Here is a 17,380-nt window from a genome sequence, read left to right as displayed (position 1 = left end):
TTTATTTCCTTATGATGAGTAAAAAAGCTGACTGCTAAGCGTCATTGCGAGGAGCTACTTTAGTAGCGACGAAGCAATCCATGAGAATTAGTATAGATACATCAAGACTATATGGATTGCTTCGTCGACCTACGGTCTTTCTCGCAATGACGTATAAATCTATAACTTGTCATTGCGAGCGAACATATGTGAGCGTGGCAATCCATCTTTGGTTACTTTTGTGGATTGCTTCGTCGACCTACGGTCTTTCTCGCAATGACGTATAAATCTATAACTTGTCATTGTGAGCGAACATATGTGAGCGTGGCAATCCATATATCATTTCCGTGCTTTCTTGTCACCCCTGCTTAACTAAGTGTCATACCTGCGAAGGCAGGTATCTAGATTCCCGCCTTCGCGGGAATGACAAAAATTGACTATAAACAGAGTAAAGATAAGATTAATTCTCTAAAGTTTTTTGATAATTAATCTCTTCTTGATCTAACCTAGCGGCAAGTTTACGCATCCTATTCATGTAAAAGCCTGTTCCTGCCGGCACTAATCTACCAACTATGACATTTTCTTTCAGTCCACGTAACTTATCAACTCTTCCAGCTATAGCCGATTCCGTTAAAACTCTCGTTGTTTCTTGGAAAGAAGCCGCTGAAATAAACGATCTAGTTTGCAGCGATGCCTTAGTAATACCTTGCAGAATTACCTGAGCTTCCGCCGGTCTTAAACCATTCTTAATAGCTTTTTCATTAATTTCAGCAAATTCGCGATGATCTATCTTCTCATCAACCATTAATGTCGTATCACCAGAATTGGTTATCTCTACTTTTTGTAGCATCTGACGGATTATTACCTCGATATGTTTATCGTCAATTTTTACACCCTGTAAACGATATACTGCTTGAATTTCTCCAACCATATAACTTGTAAGAGCTTCCACTCCCATTACTTTTAAAATATCCTGTAGTACTGGATTACCATCAATTAACATATCGCCTTTTTTAACAAAATCACCCTCATTAACCACAACATGCTTGCCTTTTGGTACCATATACTCAATTGGCATACCACCTTCACTTGGCTGAATAATAATACGTCTTTTTGACTTATAGTCTTTACCAAATTCAACTCTACCATCTATTTCTGCAATAACGGCATGATCTTTTGGACGTCTAGCTTCAACAAGTTCGCCCACCCTTGGAAGACCACCAGTAATATCTTTGGTTTTAGTTGATTCCCTTGGAATACGTGACAAGATATCTCCTACTGATACTTTAGCCCCATCTTCAACACTTAAAATAGCATTTACTGGTATATAGTATCTAGCCTCTAAACCATTGGATAACATAATGGTTTCTCCATTCTCATCAACTAATTGGATACGAGGACGTAACTCTGCTCCACGTAAATATTGTTTTGATTCAACTATAACTTTGCTAGAAATACCAGTTGCTTCATCAGTAATATCACGAATTGATACCCCTTCTACCATATCTTTGAATACAACTTTACCAGATTTCTCGGTAATAATTGGAATAGTATATGGATCCCACTCTACTAATTTTTGTGCCTTTTTTACATTATCTGAATCATCAGCTATCAATCTTGCCCCATACGGTACTTTATGCCTTGCTTTCTCATTATTGTTACTATCCAATAATAATAACTCACATGAACGACCCATTACAATCCTACGACCTTCAGAATCAATAACCACATTACGCCCTAGAATCTTCACTTTTGCATCATGAGAAGCTTCTATTGATGATACTTCAGCACCTTTTGTCGCAGCTCCTCCAATATGGAAAGTTCTCATGGTTAGCTGAGTACCTGGCTCACCAATTGACTGGGCGGCAATCACTCCAATTGCTTCTCCTACTGAAACTAATGAACCAGTAGCTAGATCTCTACCATAGCATTTTACACATATTCCGTCAGGAATCTCACATGTTAAAACAGATCGTACTAGCACTGAATCTAGACCAGAAGATTCGATTTCTTCTAATTTTGCTTCGTTAATTAATTCTCCAGCTGATAGTAATAGCATATTAGTCACTGGGTGATAGACGTTAATTGCCACTGTTCTACCTAAAATCTGCTCTGCCAGTGATACAATAACTTCACCACCATCAATAATACTTCTAACTTCTATACCTTTTGTAGTGTGACAATCTTCATCGGTAATTATACAATCTTGAGCAACATCAACTAATCTACGAGTTAAATACCCAGAGTTAGCGGTTTTCAATGCTGTATCCGCCAGACCTTTACGTGCCCCATGTGTAGAATTAAAATACTCAAGAACCGTAAGACCTTCACGGAAATTAGAAATAATAGGAGTTTCAATAATCTCGCCTGATGGTTTAGCCATCAAACCACGCATACCGGCTAACTGCTTAATCTGTGCTGCTGATCCTCTTGCTCCTGAAGTAGCCATCATATATATAGCATTTACTTTTTGATGATTAGGTTTATCATTAACCGGCATCGTAGCAATTTCTTTCATCATGTCATTTGCTACTTTATCAGTACATCTCGACCAAGAATCAATTACTTTATTGTATTTCTCACCATAGGTAATCAGACCATCAGAATATTGTTGTTCAAACTCTTTGACCTCAGTCAATGTTGCATTAATATGAGTATCTTTTGATTTTGGTACAACCATATCGTCCATACCAAAAGAAATACCTGAGGAACAAGCATATTTAAATCCAAGTTTCATTAGCTGATCAGCAAAAATCACCGTAGACTTTTGACCACAATGGCGATATACCAAATCAATTACCCCCGATATATCCTTTTTAGTCATGGCTTTATTGACAAACTTAAACCCAACATTATAATTACGAGGTAATAAATCTCCAATAATTAATCTACCAAGGGTAGTATCGACCATAGTTGCTACAACTTCCCCTGCAGCATTAAGCATATCGCGACGAAATTTTATCTTCGAGTGAATAGTTATTACCTTATTATACAAAGCATGCTCAACCTCTGACATTTTGGCAAATACCATTCCTTCACCAGGCTCATTATCAAAAGCCATAGTTAAATAATAAAGACCCAGTACTATATCCTTATCAGGTACGATAATCGGACGACCATTTGCTGGACTCAATATGTTGTTTGTTGACATCATAAGCACCCTGGCTTCAAGCTGTGCCTCGATTGAAAGAGGGATATGCACTGCCATCTGGTCACCATCAAAGTCAGCATTGAACGCAGCACAAACTAAAGGATGTAGCTGAATAGCTTTCCCTTCTATCAGTAAAGGTTCAAAAGCCTGGATACCTAAACGGTGCAAAGTTGGTGCTCTATTAAGCAATACCGGGTGTTCACGTATAACGTCTTCTAAAATATCCCATACTTCTGGTTTTTCAGCTTCAACCATTTTTTTAGCAGCTTTTATAGTGGTAGCAATTCCATGTAATTCAAGCTTTGAATAAATAAATGGTTTGAATAATTCCAAAGCCATGGTCTTTGGCAACCCACATTGATGCAGCTTAAGCTCTGGTCCAACAACGATAACGGAACGACCAGAATAATCTACCCTTTTACCCAGCAAATTCTGACGAAGCCGACCTTGTTTACCTTTTAACATGTCACTAAGCGACTTAAATGGACGCTTATTAGTATTTTTTACTACCTTACCACGACGACCATTATCGAATAATGCATCGACTGATTCTTGTAACATCCTTTTTTCATTTCGGATGATAATATCCGGTGCCTTTAGTTCTAGTAGTCTTTTTAATCTATTATTTCTATTAATAACTCTTCTATAAAGTTCGTTAAGATCAGAAGTGGCAAATCTGCCTCCATCAAGCATAACTAATGGTCTAATCTCAGGTGGAATAATTGGCAGAACGGTCATAATCATCCATTCTGGCTTATTTTCGGATTCCAGAAAATCTTCCACTAACTTAAGTCTTTTGACAATCTTCTTCTTTTTAATTTCTGAAGAGGTACTTGATAAATCCTCTTGTAATTTCTTCTTTAATTCAGGTAAATCAAGTTCTGAAAGCATTTGGCGAACTACTTCCGCCCCAATAGAAGCCGTAAAATTATCTCCTCCATACTCATCTTGTGCCTTTTGCAGACTATCTTCTGATAAAAGCTCTCCTTTGTGTAGATCAGATAACCCAGGATCAACAACTACATAACTTTCAAAATACAGAACTTTTTCCAAATCCTTCATGGTCATATCTAGCAAGGTACTAATCCTTGATGGTAGAGATTTCAAGAACCATATATGAGCAACTGGTGCTGCTAGTTCAATATGCCCCATTCTTTCTCGACGAACTCTAGATGTAGTAACTTCAACACCGCATTTCTCACAAGTAATGCCACGATATTTCATACGCTTATATTTACCACAAAGACATTCATAGTCTTTTACTGGTCCAAAAATCCTAGCACAGAATAATCCCTCTTTTTCTGGCTTGAACGTACGATAATTTATCGTCTCAGGTTTCATCACTTCACCAAAAGACCATGAACGCACTTGGTCAGGACTAGCAATATTGATTCTTATTTGATCAAATTGCTGAGTACTGCTTAATTGCCCATAAAAATTTGTCATTCCTGTTGTCATAAAGATTTTTCCTTAAAAAATTTTATCAGCTCTAGTTTAGCCTGAATTCGATATAACAAGTTATTGCAAATTCGGTTATATCTATAAATATAGCAGATTTTTATACTACACTAATAGCCATTCTCATTATTTTTGCAAAATTGCTTAATAATAAATAAAAAATCTGCTCGCCAAAGGTCATTGCGAGGAGGCGTAAGCCTCCGAAGCAATCCATTTTAATCGTTTTTTGGATTGCTTCGTCGCCACTAAAGTGGCTCCTCGCAATGACGCTGAGGCTAAATACTAATCTGGTTTATAACGTTGCAAATTCAAGTTAATTCACTATATTATTAATCTGTTGTAGTATCTTCAAGCTTGACATTCAAACATAAGGATCTAAACTCTTTGATCATTACGTTAAATGACTCAGGGATACCAGATTCAAAATTATTATCACCTCGAACAATCGATTCATAAATTTTAATTCTACCAACCACATCGTCCGATTTTACAGTTAACATTTCTTGTAACGTATAAGCAGCACCATAAGCTTGCAAGCCCCAACATTCCATCTCCCCAAATCTCTGACCACCAAAATGCGATTTACCACCTAATGGTTGTTGAGTTACCAAACTATAAGGACCGATAGAACGAGCATGAATTTTATCATCAGCTAAATGGTGCAGTTTTAGGAAATATTTATAGCCAACTGTAACAGTACGATCAAAATACTCTCCTGTTCTACCATCAATTAACTTAATTTGACCAGATGGATCTTGATCTGCCATAGCTAGCATTTCTTTTACGTTCTCAACCTTTGCCCCATCAAAAACCGGAGTTGAAAAATATACCCCCTTATCGATATTATGACAAAATGCCATAATATCTTCATTGGACATTTGCTTTATATCTTTTGTCGTTGAATTCTCGCCATATACCTTCGATACAAAAGATTTAAACTCTTCTATATCAAGATTATTGTTATGAACTTGCTTCAACATAGAAGATATTTTTTTACCAAGATTTACTGCCGCCCAACCAAGATGAGTCTCTAAAATCTGTCCTATATTCATCCGTGAAGGTAAACCAAGTGGGTTAAGAACTATATCAACTACTGTACCATCTTCTAAAAATGGCATATCTTCTTCTGGCATAATACGAGAGATAACACCTTTATTTCCGTGTCTTCCCGCCATTTTATCTCCAGGTTGCAGCTTATGTTTAGTCGCAATAAATACTTTTACAACTTTAAGAGCCCCTTGTGGTAAATCATCGCCACTTTGTAGTTTTTCTACTTTGTTACTAAAACACTTATTGAGTCTATCTTTCTTTTCATCATAATGACGTTTAATTTGCTCAATTTCATTCATTACATCAGCATCTTCAACAATTAGCTGCCAAAATTGTCCCTTTGATAATGATCCAAGGGTTTGCTCGCTAATTAATTGACCAGGTTTTACCGATTTAGGACCACTAACAACTATTTGTCCTGTTAGAATCTTCTCTAAACGCATAAAAACAAAATGCTCTATGACTCGAAGTTCATCATCTCTGTCTTTTGATAATTTTTCAATTTGTTGTTTTTCAATAGCTATAGCACGCTCATCTTTTTCTACTCCTCTACGAGAAAATACTCGTACCTCTACCACTTTACCAGTGATTCCAGAAGGAACGCGTAAAGAAGAGTCCCGAACATCCGAAGCCTTTTCTCCAAAAATAGCTCGAAGTAATTTTTCTTCCGGAGTCATAGGTGACTCACTTTTAGGAGTAACCTTACCCACCAAAATATCACCTGGTTTTACTTCTGCCCCAACATATACTATACCTACTTCGTCAAGATGACGCAAACTTTCATCACTAACATTTGGGATATCACGAGTGATTTCCTCAGGCCCAAGTCTAGTATCTCTAGCAATTATTTCAAATTCTTCAATATGAATTGAAGTGTAAACATCATCTTTTACAATACGTTCTGATATTAAAATTGAATCTTCAAAATTATAACCACTCCATGGTAAGAAAGCCACCAGAACATTTCTACCAAGAGCTATCTCCCCATTATCGGTGCTTGGTCCATCAGCAATTACTTCACCTTTTGCGACATAATCACCAACATTAATTAATGGTTTCTGATTAATACAAGTATTATGGTTAGATCTTTGAAATTTCAATAAATTATAAATGTCTACACCAGGTGAGCCATCTGTTTTCTGCTCCTTAGTCCTTACTACTATTCTAGTCGATTCAACTTGCTCTACTATTCCATCATGTAAGGCGACAACTGAAACTCCAGAATCTTGGGCAACAATTCCTTCAATACCAGTACCAACTAAAGGAGCATCACTTCTAATAAGTGGTACAGCCTGACGTTGCATATTTGATCCCATCAAAGCTCTATTAGCATCATCATTTTCTAAAAATGGAATAAGTGATGCAGCAACAGAAACAACCTGCATCGGAGTAACGTCAATATAATCTATTTCTGCCGGGGTAACCATAACAAAATTACCACCATCAATCCGACAGTTAATTAACTCTTCCTGTAATAAACCTTTTTTATCGATAACTGCATTAGCTTGAGCAATTTTATATTTTCCTTCTTCAATTGCTGACAAGTAAACAACTTCATCTGTTACACGACCATCTACAACTTTTCGATAAGGAGTTTCAATGAAACCATGTTTATTAACCCTAGCATAAGTAGCCATGGAATTAATCAAACCGATATTCTGTCCTTCTGGTGTTTCGATTGGGCAAATACGTCCATAATGGGTAGGGTGAACGTCCCTCACTTCAAATCCAGCTCTCTCCCTACTAATTCCACCAGGTCCTAAAGCTGATAATCTTCTCTTATGAGTTATTTCTGATAATGGATTAGTTTGATCCATAAACTGGGAAAGTTGTGATGTACTAAAAAATTCTTTTACTACAGAAACTAAAACTTTTGAATTTACTAAATCATGAGGCATAACCGCATCAAGATCAACCACAGACATTCTTTCAAGTACTGATTTTTCCATACGAACCAGACCAATCCGAAATTGATTCTCAATTAATTCACCAACTGACCTAACTCTTCTATTACCAAGATGATCAATATCATCTATCGAACCTTTGCCATCTTTTAGATCTACTAAAACTTTAAGAATATGTTTAATATCTTCAATAGTTAAAATAGCTGTAGATTCTGGTATGTTAAGTTCCAATCTTGAATTCATTTTAATACGACCAACTTCCGAGAGATCATATCTTTCAGGCTCAAAAAATAAATTATTAAATAATATCTTAGCCGCTTCAATATTAGCCGGTTCTCCTGGTCTTAATACCCTGAATATGTCGATCAATGCTGATTCATAATTTTGGTTTTTATCAGCAAATAAGGTATTTCTTATGTAAGGACCTGATTGGGTATTGATAGCAAGTACGTCGACAGACGAAATTCCAAGAGTCATAATAGAATTTAGCATATCTATTGTGATCATTTCAGCAATGGTAGCTAGTACCTCACCATTATCTGGATTAACAAGATCATGTGCTAAATATTTCCCTACCAAATACTCACCTTCTACCAAAATATTTTTCACTCCATCTTGAGCAAACTTCTTAGCCAAACGAGGAGTGATCTTTTGCCCAGATGCCAGTATGATATTACCAGTATCTGCATCTACTAAATCAGTAACTAGCCTATGAGCATTTACAGATTCTGGTATAAACTTCGTTGCCCAGCATCCATCCTTGGTAAAACAGGTTACCGTATCATAGTAGAATTTTATAATTTCATTAGTAGACATTCCAATAGCTCTAAGCAGAGTAGTAACATAAAGCTTTCTTTTCCTATCTATTCTAAAGTACATAACATCTTTAGCATCAAACTCAAAATCTAACCATGATCCTCTATATGGTATAACCCTAGCAGAATACAAAAACTTCCCTGAAGAGTGAACTTTACCCTCATCATGGTAGAAAAACACACCAGGTGACCTATGCATCTGTGATACTACTACCCTTTCTGTACCATTAATAATAAAGGTACCATTTTTGGTCATCAGGGGAATATCCCCCATATAAACTTCTTGTTCTTTAATACCTTTAATTTCTCTTGCTCCAGTATCTTCATCAATATCCCAAATACTTAATCTCAATGTAACTTTAAGGGGAGCAGCATAACTAAGACCTCTTTGTGTACACTCCTCAACATCATATTTAGGATTATCAAATTCATATTTAGCAAATTCTAAATAGGCAATATTAGAGGGATCATGAATCGGGAAAATTGAACTTAATACTGATTGTAATCCTTTGTTTTCTCGCTCAAAGTCTTTAACTCCAAATTGTAAAAAACCTTTTTCATAAGAATTTTTCTGAACCTCAATCAAATTTGGTATAGATGCTACCAAATTTATGTGACCAAAATTCTTTCTTATGCGTTTACCAATTGATAAGGACTGCGTTGTCATATAATCTCCCGATTAATTTCTATATCTTAACGCGAGTTGCCAATATATGTAATTGGTAACTCGGCTGTAATCTTGAAAAAAATAGACTTGTTGCTGTGAACAAAGTTTCTGTCATAACTTTTTGTCATATTTTTGATAAAAATTGTAACTTTCAATAATTTTTGTTTTGAAACCAAACAAAAAGCCACTTAAAGAACTCAATTTAGAAGTAATGTATGTTCGAATTATTTGGAGAATTGGCATATAAAACAAAAAAGAAATCTGACATATGCATATTCAGAACAAAAGCCCATGCACAGTTTATAGTTTTACGAAACCAATTCTCTAATTATTCAAGCTTTAAATTATTCAAGCATAATCTCAAATTATTTTTATTTTTGCTAAATAGTATGAATAAATTCTTTAAATTAATAGGCTCTGTGAAGCTAAAATGCATAAATCTGTTGCAAATCTTCAGCTGATTTAGAATTTTGAATAAACAAACGCCAAATTCTCCCATGACAAAAAATATCCGCCCTAGGAGTTTAATAGCTTTTTGTTTATATTTTTGTATAAAATGCAATAGTTTTTGCAGGCACGAAAGTATATTTAGCACCACAACTCTTAAGCAAAATAGAATATCACACAACAAGTTTATTCCCATTATCAACAATACAAACCTAGATTCAGTACTAAAAACGCTAAATATATCAATGTATACTCCAATAATTTAAAGAATTAGAATATACATATAGTCAATTAACCTGAATTAGTGTCGAATAAGCACCCATCGTACTGTCTATTAGCGAGAAGGGGTAAGCCTCCGAAACAATCCATTTTAATAGTTTTTTTGGATTACTTCGACCACTAAAAGTGGCTCCTCGTAATGACGTTATCTGTCATTGCGAGACCACATAGTGGTCGTGGCAATCCATTTTGGTTAATTTTATAGATTGCTTTGTCGTGCGATTTCCACACTCCTCGCAATGACGCTTAGGCTAAATACTAATCGGATTTATAACGTTACCAATTCAAGTTATTCACTATAGTCAATTGATGAGAAGTTGGGGACGTTGTCGCTCAATGCTCGCCTATTACTTATAGGCGTCGCTCCATTGTTCCTAGCCCCAAATGCTCCTGAATCGACCATAATTCTCATAAAATAACTGATATTATGAAAATTATTTTAATTCAACTTTTGCTCCAACTGCTTCTAATTTTTCTTTAAAGCTTTCAGCTTCTTCTTTATTTACACCAGATTTAATCGTTTTTGGGGCAGCATCAACTAATTCTTTAGCTTCTTTCAAACCAAGACCAGTAAGCTCTCTAGTGACCTTAATTACTTCTATTTTTTTATCACCACTACTAGTCAAAACAACTTCAAAGGCTGTCTTTTCAGCTACTGCTTCTGATGCAGCAGGAGCTGCAGCTACTGCTACAGGAGCGGCGGCTGTTACACCCCATTTTTCTTCTAGCATTTTTGAAAGCTCTGCTGCTTGAATTACTGTAAGAGTTGATAATTGATCTACGATTTTTACTAGGTCTGTCATAATTTTCTTCCTTTTAAAACTTTTTTATTAAATTAACTTTTATTTGCATAAGCTTGCAAAACTCTAGCAAGTCCAGATGCAGGAGCTTGTATAACGCCAGCAATTTTAGTTGCAGGAGCTTGTAGAAGCCCAATAATTTTGCCTCTGAGTGCGTCTAATGAAGGCAATTTTGCCAATTGTTGTACAGAGCTTGCATCTAATACTTGGTTATTTACTAAACCACCAACTATTTTCAAACATTCATTAGTTTTTGCAAATTCTACGATAAGTTTTGCAGCTTCAACAAGGTCTTCAGAATATGCTAGTGCTGTGGGACCAGCAAACAAATGTGCAACATTATCAACACCAGCCTTATTGGCTGCTATTTTTGACAAAGTATTTTTAACTACTTTGAATCCCACATTTTTTGCTTTAAGAGTCCTACGTAGCGTAGTCACTTGACTAACAGTAAGCCCATGATAATGAGTAACTATCACGGAGTTTGACCGCTGATACACTCCTTCAAGTTCTGCGACAAACTCATGTTTCTCTGATCTTAACACCTTAACTCTCCTTGTCGTTACGATATAGTTGCTAAATCTATTTTTACTGATGGACCCATAGTAGAAGATAGATATATTGCTTTTAAATAATTTCCTTTAGCACCAGAAGGCTTTGCTTTAACTACAGCAGATATCAAGGTTGATGCATTATTTACTAAATCTTGTTTAGTAAATGATAATTTACCAACTCCAGCATGAATAATACCAGCCTTTTCAACCCTATACTCTACTTGACCACTTTTGGCATTTTTAATTGCCGTTACGATATCTGTAGTTACCGTGCCAAGTTTTGGATTAGGCATTAAGCCCTTTGGCCCAAGAATTCTTGCCACCGAACCTATTGCTGACATCATATTTGGTGTTGCAATACAAATGTCAAAATTAATTTTCCCAGCCTTAATATCATCGATAATCTCTGTAGAACCAGCCATATCTGCTCCAGCGGCTTTAGCTTCTTCTATCTGTTCATCCTTACAAATCACTGCAACTCTACTAACTTTACCGGTACCAGCTGGCAATGCCACAACACCACGCACCATTTGATCCGAATGTTTAGGATCTACCCCTAATTTCATTACCACTTCCAAAGTAGAATCAAATTTAGTATAGGATGCCGACTGCAAAGCTTCTATTCCTTCTGCTAAAGTACGGTTGCTAGCCAACTCTATATTCTTTCTCGCTGCCCGTATTTTTTTACCACCAGTTAACTTTCTATTATTCACAACATCCTTTTTATCAACTATCATATATTAATCTCCTACTACTTCAAGCCCCATAGATTCAGCAGTACCACGAATAATTTTAGCGGCAGCTATTAAATTATCAGCATTAAGATCCACCATCTTAATTTTGGCAATTTCCATACAATCTGACATGGTAACCTTACCAACAAATGCCTCTTTTTTAGTAGCACTAGAACCTTTAGGAATTTTAGCAAATTGTTTTAAATAATACGATGCTGGGGAAGTCTTAGTTACAAAAGTAAAACTATTATCTTCATAAGCAGTAATTAGCACTGGAATAGGCATACCTGGTTCAAAGCCTTGAGTAGCAGCATTAAATGCCTTACAAAATTCCATAATATTAAGCTTCCTTTGACCAAGGGTAGAACCAATAGGCGGAGCTGGATTAGCTTTACCTGCTGGCACCGTTAACTTAATATAAGATTTTATTTTTTTTGCCATTATAATCCTATTTTTATTCATTTAACACTAATTGGTAATTATCTAATAATAATTTACTAATTAGTCTATTAGACCTCTTGCAAAACTCTACTTCTGCTGGTAATTTGTACGTCAATGCGGTACTCGAGTCCTCACGTACATTAGAGTACGCTGCGATTCTGCGTTCCGAGTTTCCTCCAAATTCCTCAGCATAAGCGAGTTTTGCAAGAGGTCTTTGTTTACCTTACACATGGCACTTAAAAGCCATAAGGAAAATAACTTAACATCATTGCGAGGAACTACTTTAGTAGCTCCTTGCAATAACATCATAAGTCATTGCGAGACCACGTAATGGTCGAAGCAATCCATTTCTAATCATTTTCCTAGATTGCTTCGTCGGCTTCACGCCTCCTCGCAATGACCATTAATCACCACAAAACAAGCTAACTATTTTTCCTAACTTGCGTAAAATTTAATTCTATAGGAGTTGCTTTACCAAAAATAGATATAGACACACGCAATTTATTTTTGTCATAATCAATTTCTTCTATAACTCCTGTGAAAGTCTCAAATGGACCGTCAGTAACAATTATCGCTTCACCAATTTCATATAATTTTGAAACCCTAGCATCTTTAGTTTCAGATTCAAGCTTGCTAAAAATATTTTGTACTTCTTTTTCACTAAGAGCTTGTGGTATACTTTTACTACCCAAAAATCCTGTAACTTTAGTGACACTTTTTACCAAATGCCAAGTATCATCGGTCATTTTCATTTTAATCAAAATATAACCAGGCATAAATTTCTTTTCAGTCTTAACGTTCTTACCACGCTTAACTTCAGGTACTTCAATAACCGGAACCACGATATCTTCAAAAAATTCCGACATACCTTGCTTGGCAATTTGATCAAGAATCAGTTGCTTTACACGCTTTTCTGAGCCTGATAATGTATGAATAACGTACCACTGCACCACAATTTTCCCTAAACCTATTCTTTCTACTTCCCAATATTAAGTAAAATCTGCATTATACTATGTATACCGTAATCTAATACTAAACAAATTATACTAAAAATAAATACAGCTACCACTACTATAATAGTTGAAGTTATCAATTCCTTCTTACCGAGCCAAACAATTTTATAAACTTCTTGCTTTACTTGCTCATAAAATTTATAAACTCTATTTTCCTTTAACATATTATACAAACTCATTTATTGGCAGGAGCGACAGGAATCGAACCCGCAACCTTCGGTTTTGGAGACCGATGCTCTACCAATTGAGCTACACTCCTATCACATTCTTATTAAAAAATCAAACTATTTCTTAATAAATTACAATCACAATTTAAAAATTGCAAAAACAGTCAACGTCATTGCAAGACCACGTAAGTAGGTCGAACCAATCCATTTTTAACTATTTCCCTACAATCTTTAAACTACCATAAATTATAATATCACATCATATATGATCCACTAATACTTTATGTGAAAAATATTTTTATTTTTTACCTTTAATAGTCTCAGCTACCTGTAACGGCACTTGCTCATAATGAGAAAAAACCATACTATATTGAGACCTACCTTGTGATAAAGACCGCAAAGTACTAACATAACCAAACATTTCAGCTAGAGGTACATTGGCAATTATCGCCTGTGCATTACCCCTTGGATCCATGCTTTGCATTTGTCCTCTACGGCTATTTAGGTCGCCAATAATATCACCCATATATTCATTTGGAGTAATCACTTCCACTTTCATAATTGGCTCAAGTAACTTTGGATTACCTTTTGGCATTCCTTCCCTAAAAGCAGCCTTAGTAGCTATCTCAAACGCTAATACACTTGAATCCACATCGTGGAATGCTCCATCTATCAAAGTTGCTTTGAAATCAATCATTGGATAACCAGCAACTACCCCTGTATCCTTAATATTATTTAGACCCTTTTCAACACCAGGAATAAATTCTTTTGGTATAGCTCCACCAACGATTTTGCTTTCAAAAAGAAAGCCTTCTCCAGCTTCTTGAGGCTCAAATATTATTTTAACCCGGGCAAATTGTCCAGCTCCACCAGATTGTTTTTTATGGGTATAGTCAATTTCACATTTACTAGTAATTGTCTCACGATAAGCTACTTGTGGAGCTCCAACATTAACCTCAACCTTAAACTCACGCTTCATACGATCAACCATGATCTCTAAATGCAGCTCTCCCATACCTTTAATAACAGTCTGACCGCTTTCTTGATCAGTTGACACTCTAAAAGATGGATCTTCAGCAGCTAACCTAGATAATGCCATTCCCATTTTTTCTTGATCGGCAGTTGATTTTGGTTCTACAGCTAGTTCAATAACCGGTTCAGGAAATTCCATTCTCTCCAAAACAACCTGCTTATCCATGCCACATAAAGTATCACCAGTAGTGGTATTCTTCAGACCAGCCAAGGCAACAATATCTCCTGCCAAAGCTTCCTTAACATCCTCCCTTTCATTAGCATGCATCAGCAACATTCTACCTACTCGTTCCTTTTGATTCTTTACCGTGTTAATAACAGTAACACCAGAACTAATCTTACCAGAATAAATCCTGACAAACGTAAGAGAGCCAACAAATGGATCAGTCATTACTTTAAATGCTAAAGCAGCAAGAGGTTCAGACGCTGAAATTTTAAAATCTTTTTCTTCTCCAGAATCAACCTCTATTCCTCTAACGGTTCCAATATCAACCGGTGAAGGTAAATAATCAACCACTGCATCTAACAAGGGTTGTACACCTTTATTTTTAAAAGCACTACCACATAATACTGGGAAAAAGGCTCTATTAATTGTTCCTTTTCTTATTGCTGATTTAATTTCTTCTTCAGTAAATTCTTCGGCTGACAAATATTTTTCCATTAAATTATCATCAATTTCAGCAACCATCTCAACAAGCAAAGTACGATATTCTTCAACTTTTTCTAGCATATCACTAGGAATATCTTCGTATGAATATTCAGCACCAAGAGATTCATCTTTCCAGATTATTGCCTTCATCTTAATTAGGTCAATAACTCCTTTAAAATTTTCTTCAATACCAACTGGCAACTGAATGACCAAAGGTTTTGCCCCAAGGCGATCTTTAATCATTTCCACGCATTGATAAAAATTAGCACCCATTCTGTCCATCTTATTGACAAAACACATTCTAGGCACTTCATATTTATCAGCCTGTCTCCATACTATTTCTGATTGTGGCTCAACACCGGCCACCCCATCAAATACCGCTACCGCCCCATCAAGAATCCTCAGAGATCTTTCTACTTCGATAGTAAAATCTACGTGACCTGGTGTATCGATAATGTTAATTCTTTTATTTTGCCAATAACAGGTAGTAGCAGCAGAAGTAATGGTAATACCACGCTCTTGCTCTTGTTCCATCCAATCCATGGTAGCACCACCTTCATGGACTTCACCAATCTTATGTGATTTACCAGTATAGAAAAGAATACGCTCGGTTGTAGTAGTTTTACCAGCATCAATATGAGCACAAATCCCGATATTACGGGTGTTAGCAAGAGAAAATTCAGTAGTTGACATATAGCTTATTACCTTGGTTGCGATTTTTTAGGACTAAAATGAGCAAAAGCCTTATTAGCTTCAGCCATTTTATGAGTATCCTCTCTCTTTTTAATAGCAACGCCTCTACTATTTGACGCTTCAAATAGTTCCTCAGCTAATTTATCAATCATCATCTTCTCAGAACGTTTATTGGCTGCATTAATAATCCAACGCGATGCAAGTGCATATCCCCTTTTCTCATCAACAGGAGACGGGACTTGATAGTTTGCCCCTCCTACCCTTACTGACGTAACCTCAAGATATGGCTTAACATTATTCATCGCATTATTGAAAGTTTCATAAGGGTCTACCTTATGCTTTTTCTCTATCTTATTAAAAGCAGAATATACTATCTTTTCAGCTAAAGCTTTTTTTCCTTCTCTCATAATGTTATTAATGAACCTAGCAAGCAAAGGGCTATTATACTTCATATCAGGCAAGACAACCCTTCTCTCTGCGGCATGACGACGTGACATCTTATCTCTCTATTTCAAATTATTTTTTTACAGCTTGCTGCTTCGCTGACGTACCATAACGTGAGCGTCCTTGTTTACGATTTTTTACACCATGAGTATCATAAGCACCACGTACTATATGGTACTTAACACCCGGAAGATCAGGAACCCTTCCGCCTCTAACCAATACTGTTGAGTGTTCTTGTAAATTATGACCTTCACCAGGTATATAAGCATTGACATACTGCCCATTACTTAAGCGAACACGTGCCATCTTACGAAGAGCAGAGTTAGGCTTCTTAGGAGTAACAGTTTTCACTATTACACAAACACCTTTCAAAAATGGATTGGATTCTAAAGCCGGGGATTTTGTTCTACGAACCTTCGACTTTCTTCCAAAACGGACTAATTGATTATTTGTTGGCATCCAATACTCCAAAATTATTTCTTTTGACTCTTAGTTTATTAACTTTTAAAATGATAAGATTATATACTAAATCCTTAAAGTTATGGAAAAACTATATAGTTTACCACTTTCACTATTAAGAGGCAACAGGTGGAACTATAGCTAATTTTTTCATAAAAGCAAAGTGTTTTTAATAAACTTAACTATATTAGCTATTTTTATGAACTTAAAGTTGCAATTACCCCCCTTAAAGTTTGCAATTCTGCACTAGATAATTTATCTATACGAGTAAAAATATTCATAATATTTTGCGTCATATGTAATTTCTTCTCAGGAACTTTAAAAAAATTCTTATTATTTAATTCAGTAAATAAATGTTCAAAAAATATCCTAATTCACCTCTTGACGCTAACTCCTGTTCATTACTAACATTTACTCTCGACTGTTTACTACGAAACAACTCACGTCAATTCGGGATAAGGTTATAATTTAGAGGAAAGTCGAAATTGCAATTTATGGAAGGTTTATTTTTCTTAAGAGAATAGGCAACTAGTGTAGAAAGTATATGAACAAAAGCATTTATAGGGGATCTGTGTCTAGTATGCTCAAGGTTCATTTTGTTCTTTAAATAATCAAAAACTGTTTCAATTAAATTACGTTTTCTT

13 protein-coding genes, 1 tRNA gene and 1 pseudogene are annotated in these 17,380 nt (G+C 35.8%); all 15 read right to left on the bottom strand.

Annotation, left to right across the window (positions count from 1 at the left end; genetic code table 11):
* Positions 1–439: 439 nt before the first annotated feature.
* The gene (rpoC, locus tag RiCNE_RS00925) at positions 440–4,588 is read right to left on the bottom strand and encodes a DNA-directed RNA polymerase subunit beta' (protein ID WP_410525736.1); all 4,149 of its coding nucleotides are present in this window, start codon (positions 4,586–4,588) and stop codon (positions 440–442) included.
* 329 nt (positions 4,589–4,917) lie between these two features.
* Positions 4,918–9,024 carry a DNA-directed RNA polymerase subunit beta gene (gene rpoB / locus RiCNE_RS00920; protein WP_094648760.1) on the bottom strand — a complete coding sequence of 1,369 codons (4,107 nt, stop codon included), beginning with the start codon at positions 9,022–9,024 and terminating at the stop codon, positions 4,918–4,920.
* Positions 9,025–10,039: 1,015 nt separating this feature from the next.
* Entirely contained in the window at positions 10,040–10,162 is a 123-nt protein-coding gene (locus tag RiCNE_RS07230; protein ID WP_133062913.1) for a palindromic element RPE2 domain-containing protein, read from the bottom strand.
* 22 nt (positions 10,163–10,184) lie between these two features.
* On the bottom strand, positions 10,185–10,553 hold the full coding sequence (gene rplL / locus RiCNE_RS00915; RefSeq protein ID WP_094648759.1) for a 50S ribosomal protein L7/L12: 369 nt from the start codon (positions 10,551–10,553) through the stop codon (positions 10,185–10,187).
* A gap of 32 nt (positions 10,554–10,585) precedes the next feature.
* Positions 10,586–11,095 carry a 50S ribosomal protein L10 gene (gene rplJ / locus RiCNE_RS00910; RefSeq protein ID WP_094648758.1) on the bottom strand — a complete coding sequence of 170 codons (510 nt, stop codon included), beginning with the start codon at positions 11,093–11,095 and terminating at the stop codon, positions 10,586–10,588.
* 17 nt (positions 11,096–11,112) lie between these two features.
* The gene (gene rplA, locus RiCNE_RS00905) at positions 11,113–11,841 is read right to left on the bottom strand and encodes a 50S ribosomal protein L1 (RefSeq protein WP_094648757.1); all 729 of its coding nucleotides are present in this window, start codon (positions 11,839–11,841) and stop codon (positions 11,113–11,115) included.
* Between the two features lie 3 nt (positions 11,842–11,844).
* Complete coding sequence (rplK, locus tag RiCNE_RS00900) at positions 11,845–12,279, bottom strand: 50S ribosomal protein L11 (RefSeq protein ID WP_094648771.1); 435 nt, start codon at positions 12,277–12,279, stop codon at positions 11,845–11,847.
* 58 nt (positions 12,280–12,337) lie between these two features.
* Positions 12,338–12,493: pseudogene (locus RiCNE_RS00895) on the bottom strand (palindromic element RPE1 domain-containing protein); the annotation flags it as partial.
* A 208-nt stretch (positions 12,494–12,701) separates the two neighbouring features.
* Positions 12,702–13,250 (bottom strand): transcription termination/antitermination protein NusG, encoded by a 549-nt coding sequence (gene nusG, locus RiCNE_RS00890; protein ID WP_204839942.1) that lies wholly within the window; start codon positions 13,248–13,250, stop codon positions 12,702–12,704.
* A gap of 5 nt (positions 13,251–13,255) precedes the next feature.
* On the bottom strand, positions 13,256–13,456 hold the full coding sequence (gene secE, locus RiCNE_RS00885; RefSeq protein WP_094648770.1) for a preprotein translocase subunit SecE: 201 nt from the start codon (positions 13,454–13,456) through the stop codon (positions 13,256–13,258).
* A 19-nt stretch (positions 13,457–13,475) separates the two neighbouring features.
* A tRNA-Trp gene (locus RiCNE_RS00880) sits at positions 13,476–13,551 on the bottom strand.
* Between the two features lie 206 nt (positions 13,552–13,757).
* Positions 13,758–15,833, bottom strand: coding sequence for an elongation factor G (gene fusA, locus RiCNE_RS00875; protein WP_094648755.1), 2,076 nt, complete (start codon positions 15,831–15,833; stop codon positions 13,758–13,760).
* An 8-nt stretch (positions 15,834–15,841) separates the two neighbouring features.
* Positions 15,842–16,330, bottom strand: coding sequence for a 30S ribosomal protein S7 (gene rpsG / locus RiCNE_RS00870; protein WP_094648754.1), 489 nt, complete (start codon positions 16,328–16,330; stop codon positions 15,842–15,844).
* A gap of 19 nt (positions 16,331–16,349) precedes the next feature.
* A complete protein-coding gene (gene rpsL, locus RiCNE_RS00865) occupies positions 16,350–16,736 on the bottom strand; it encodes a 30S ribosomal protein S12 (protein ID WP_094648753.1) in 387 nt (128 codons plus the stop codon).
* A 445-nt stretch (positions 16,737–17,181) separates the two neighbouring features.
* Positions 17,182–17,380: transposase (locus tag RiCNE_RS00860; RefSeq protein WP_157905643.1), on the bottom strand; the 199-nt coding region annotated here is incomplete at its 5' end.

Source organism: Rickettsia endosymbiont of Culicoides newsteadi, from assembly GCF_002259525.1.
Classification (GTDB): domain Bacteria; phylum Pseudomonadota; class Alphaproteobacteria; order Rickettsiales; family Rickettsiaceae; genus Tisiphia.
This window is presented reverse-complemented; position numbering and strand designations above follow the sequence as displayed.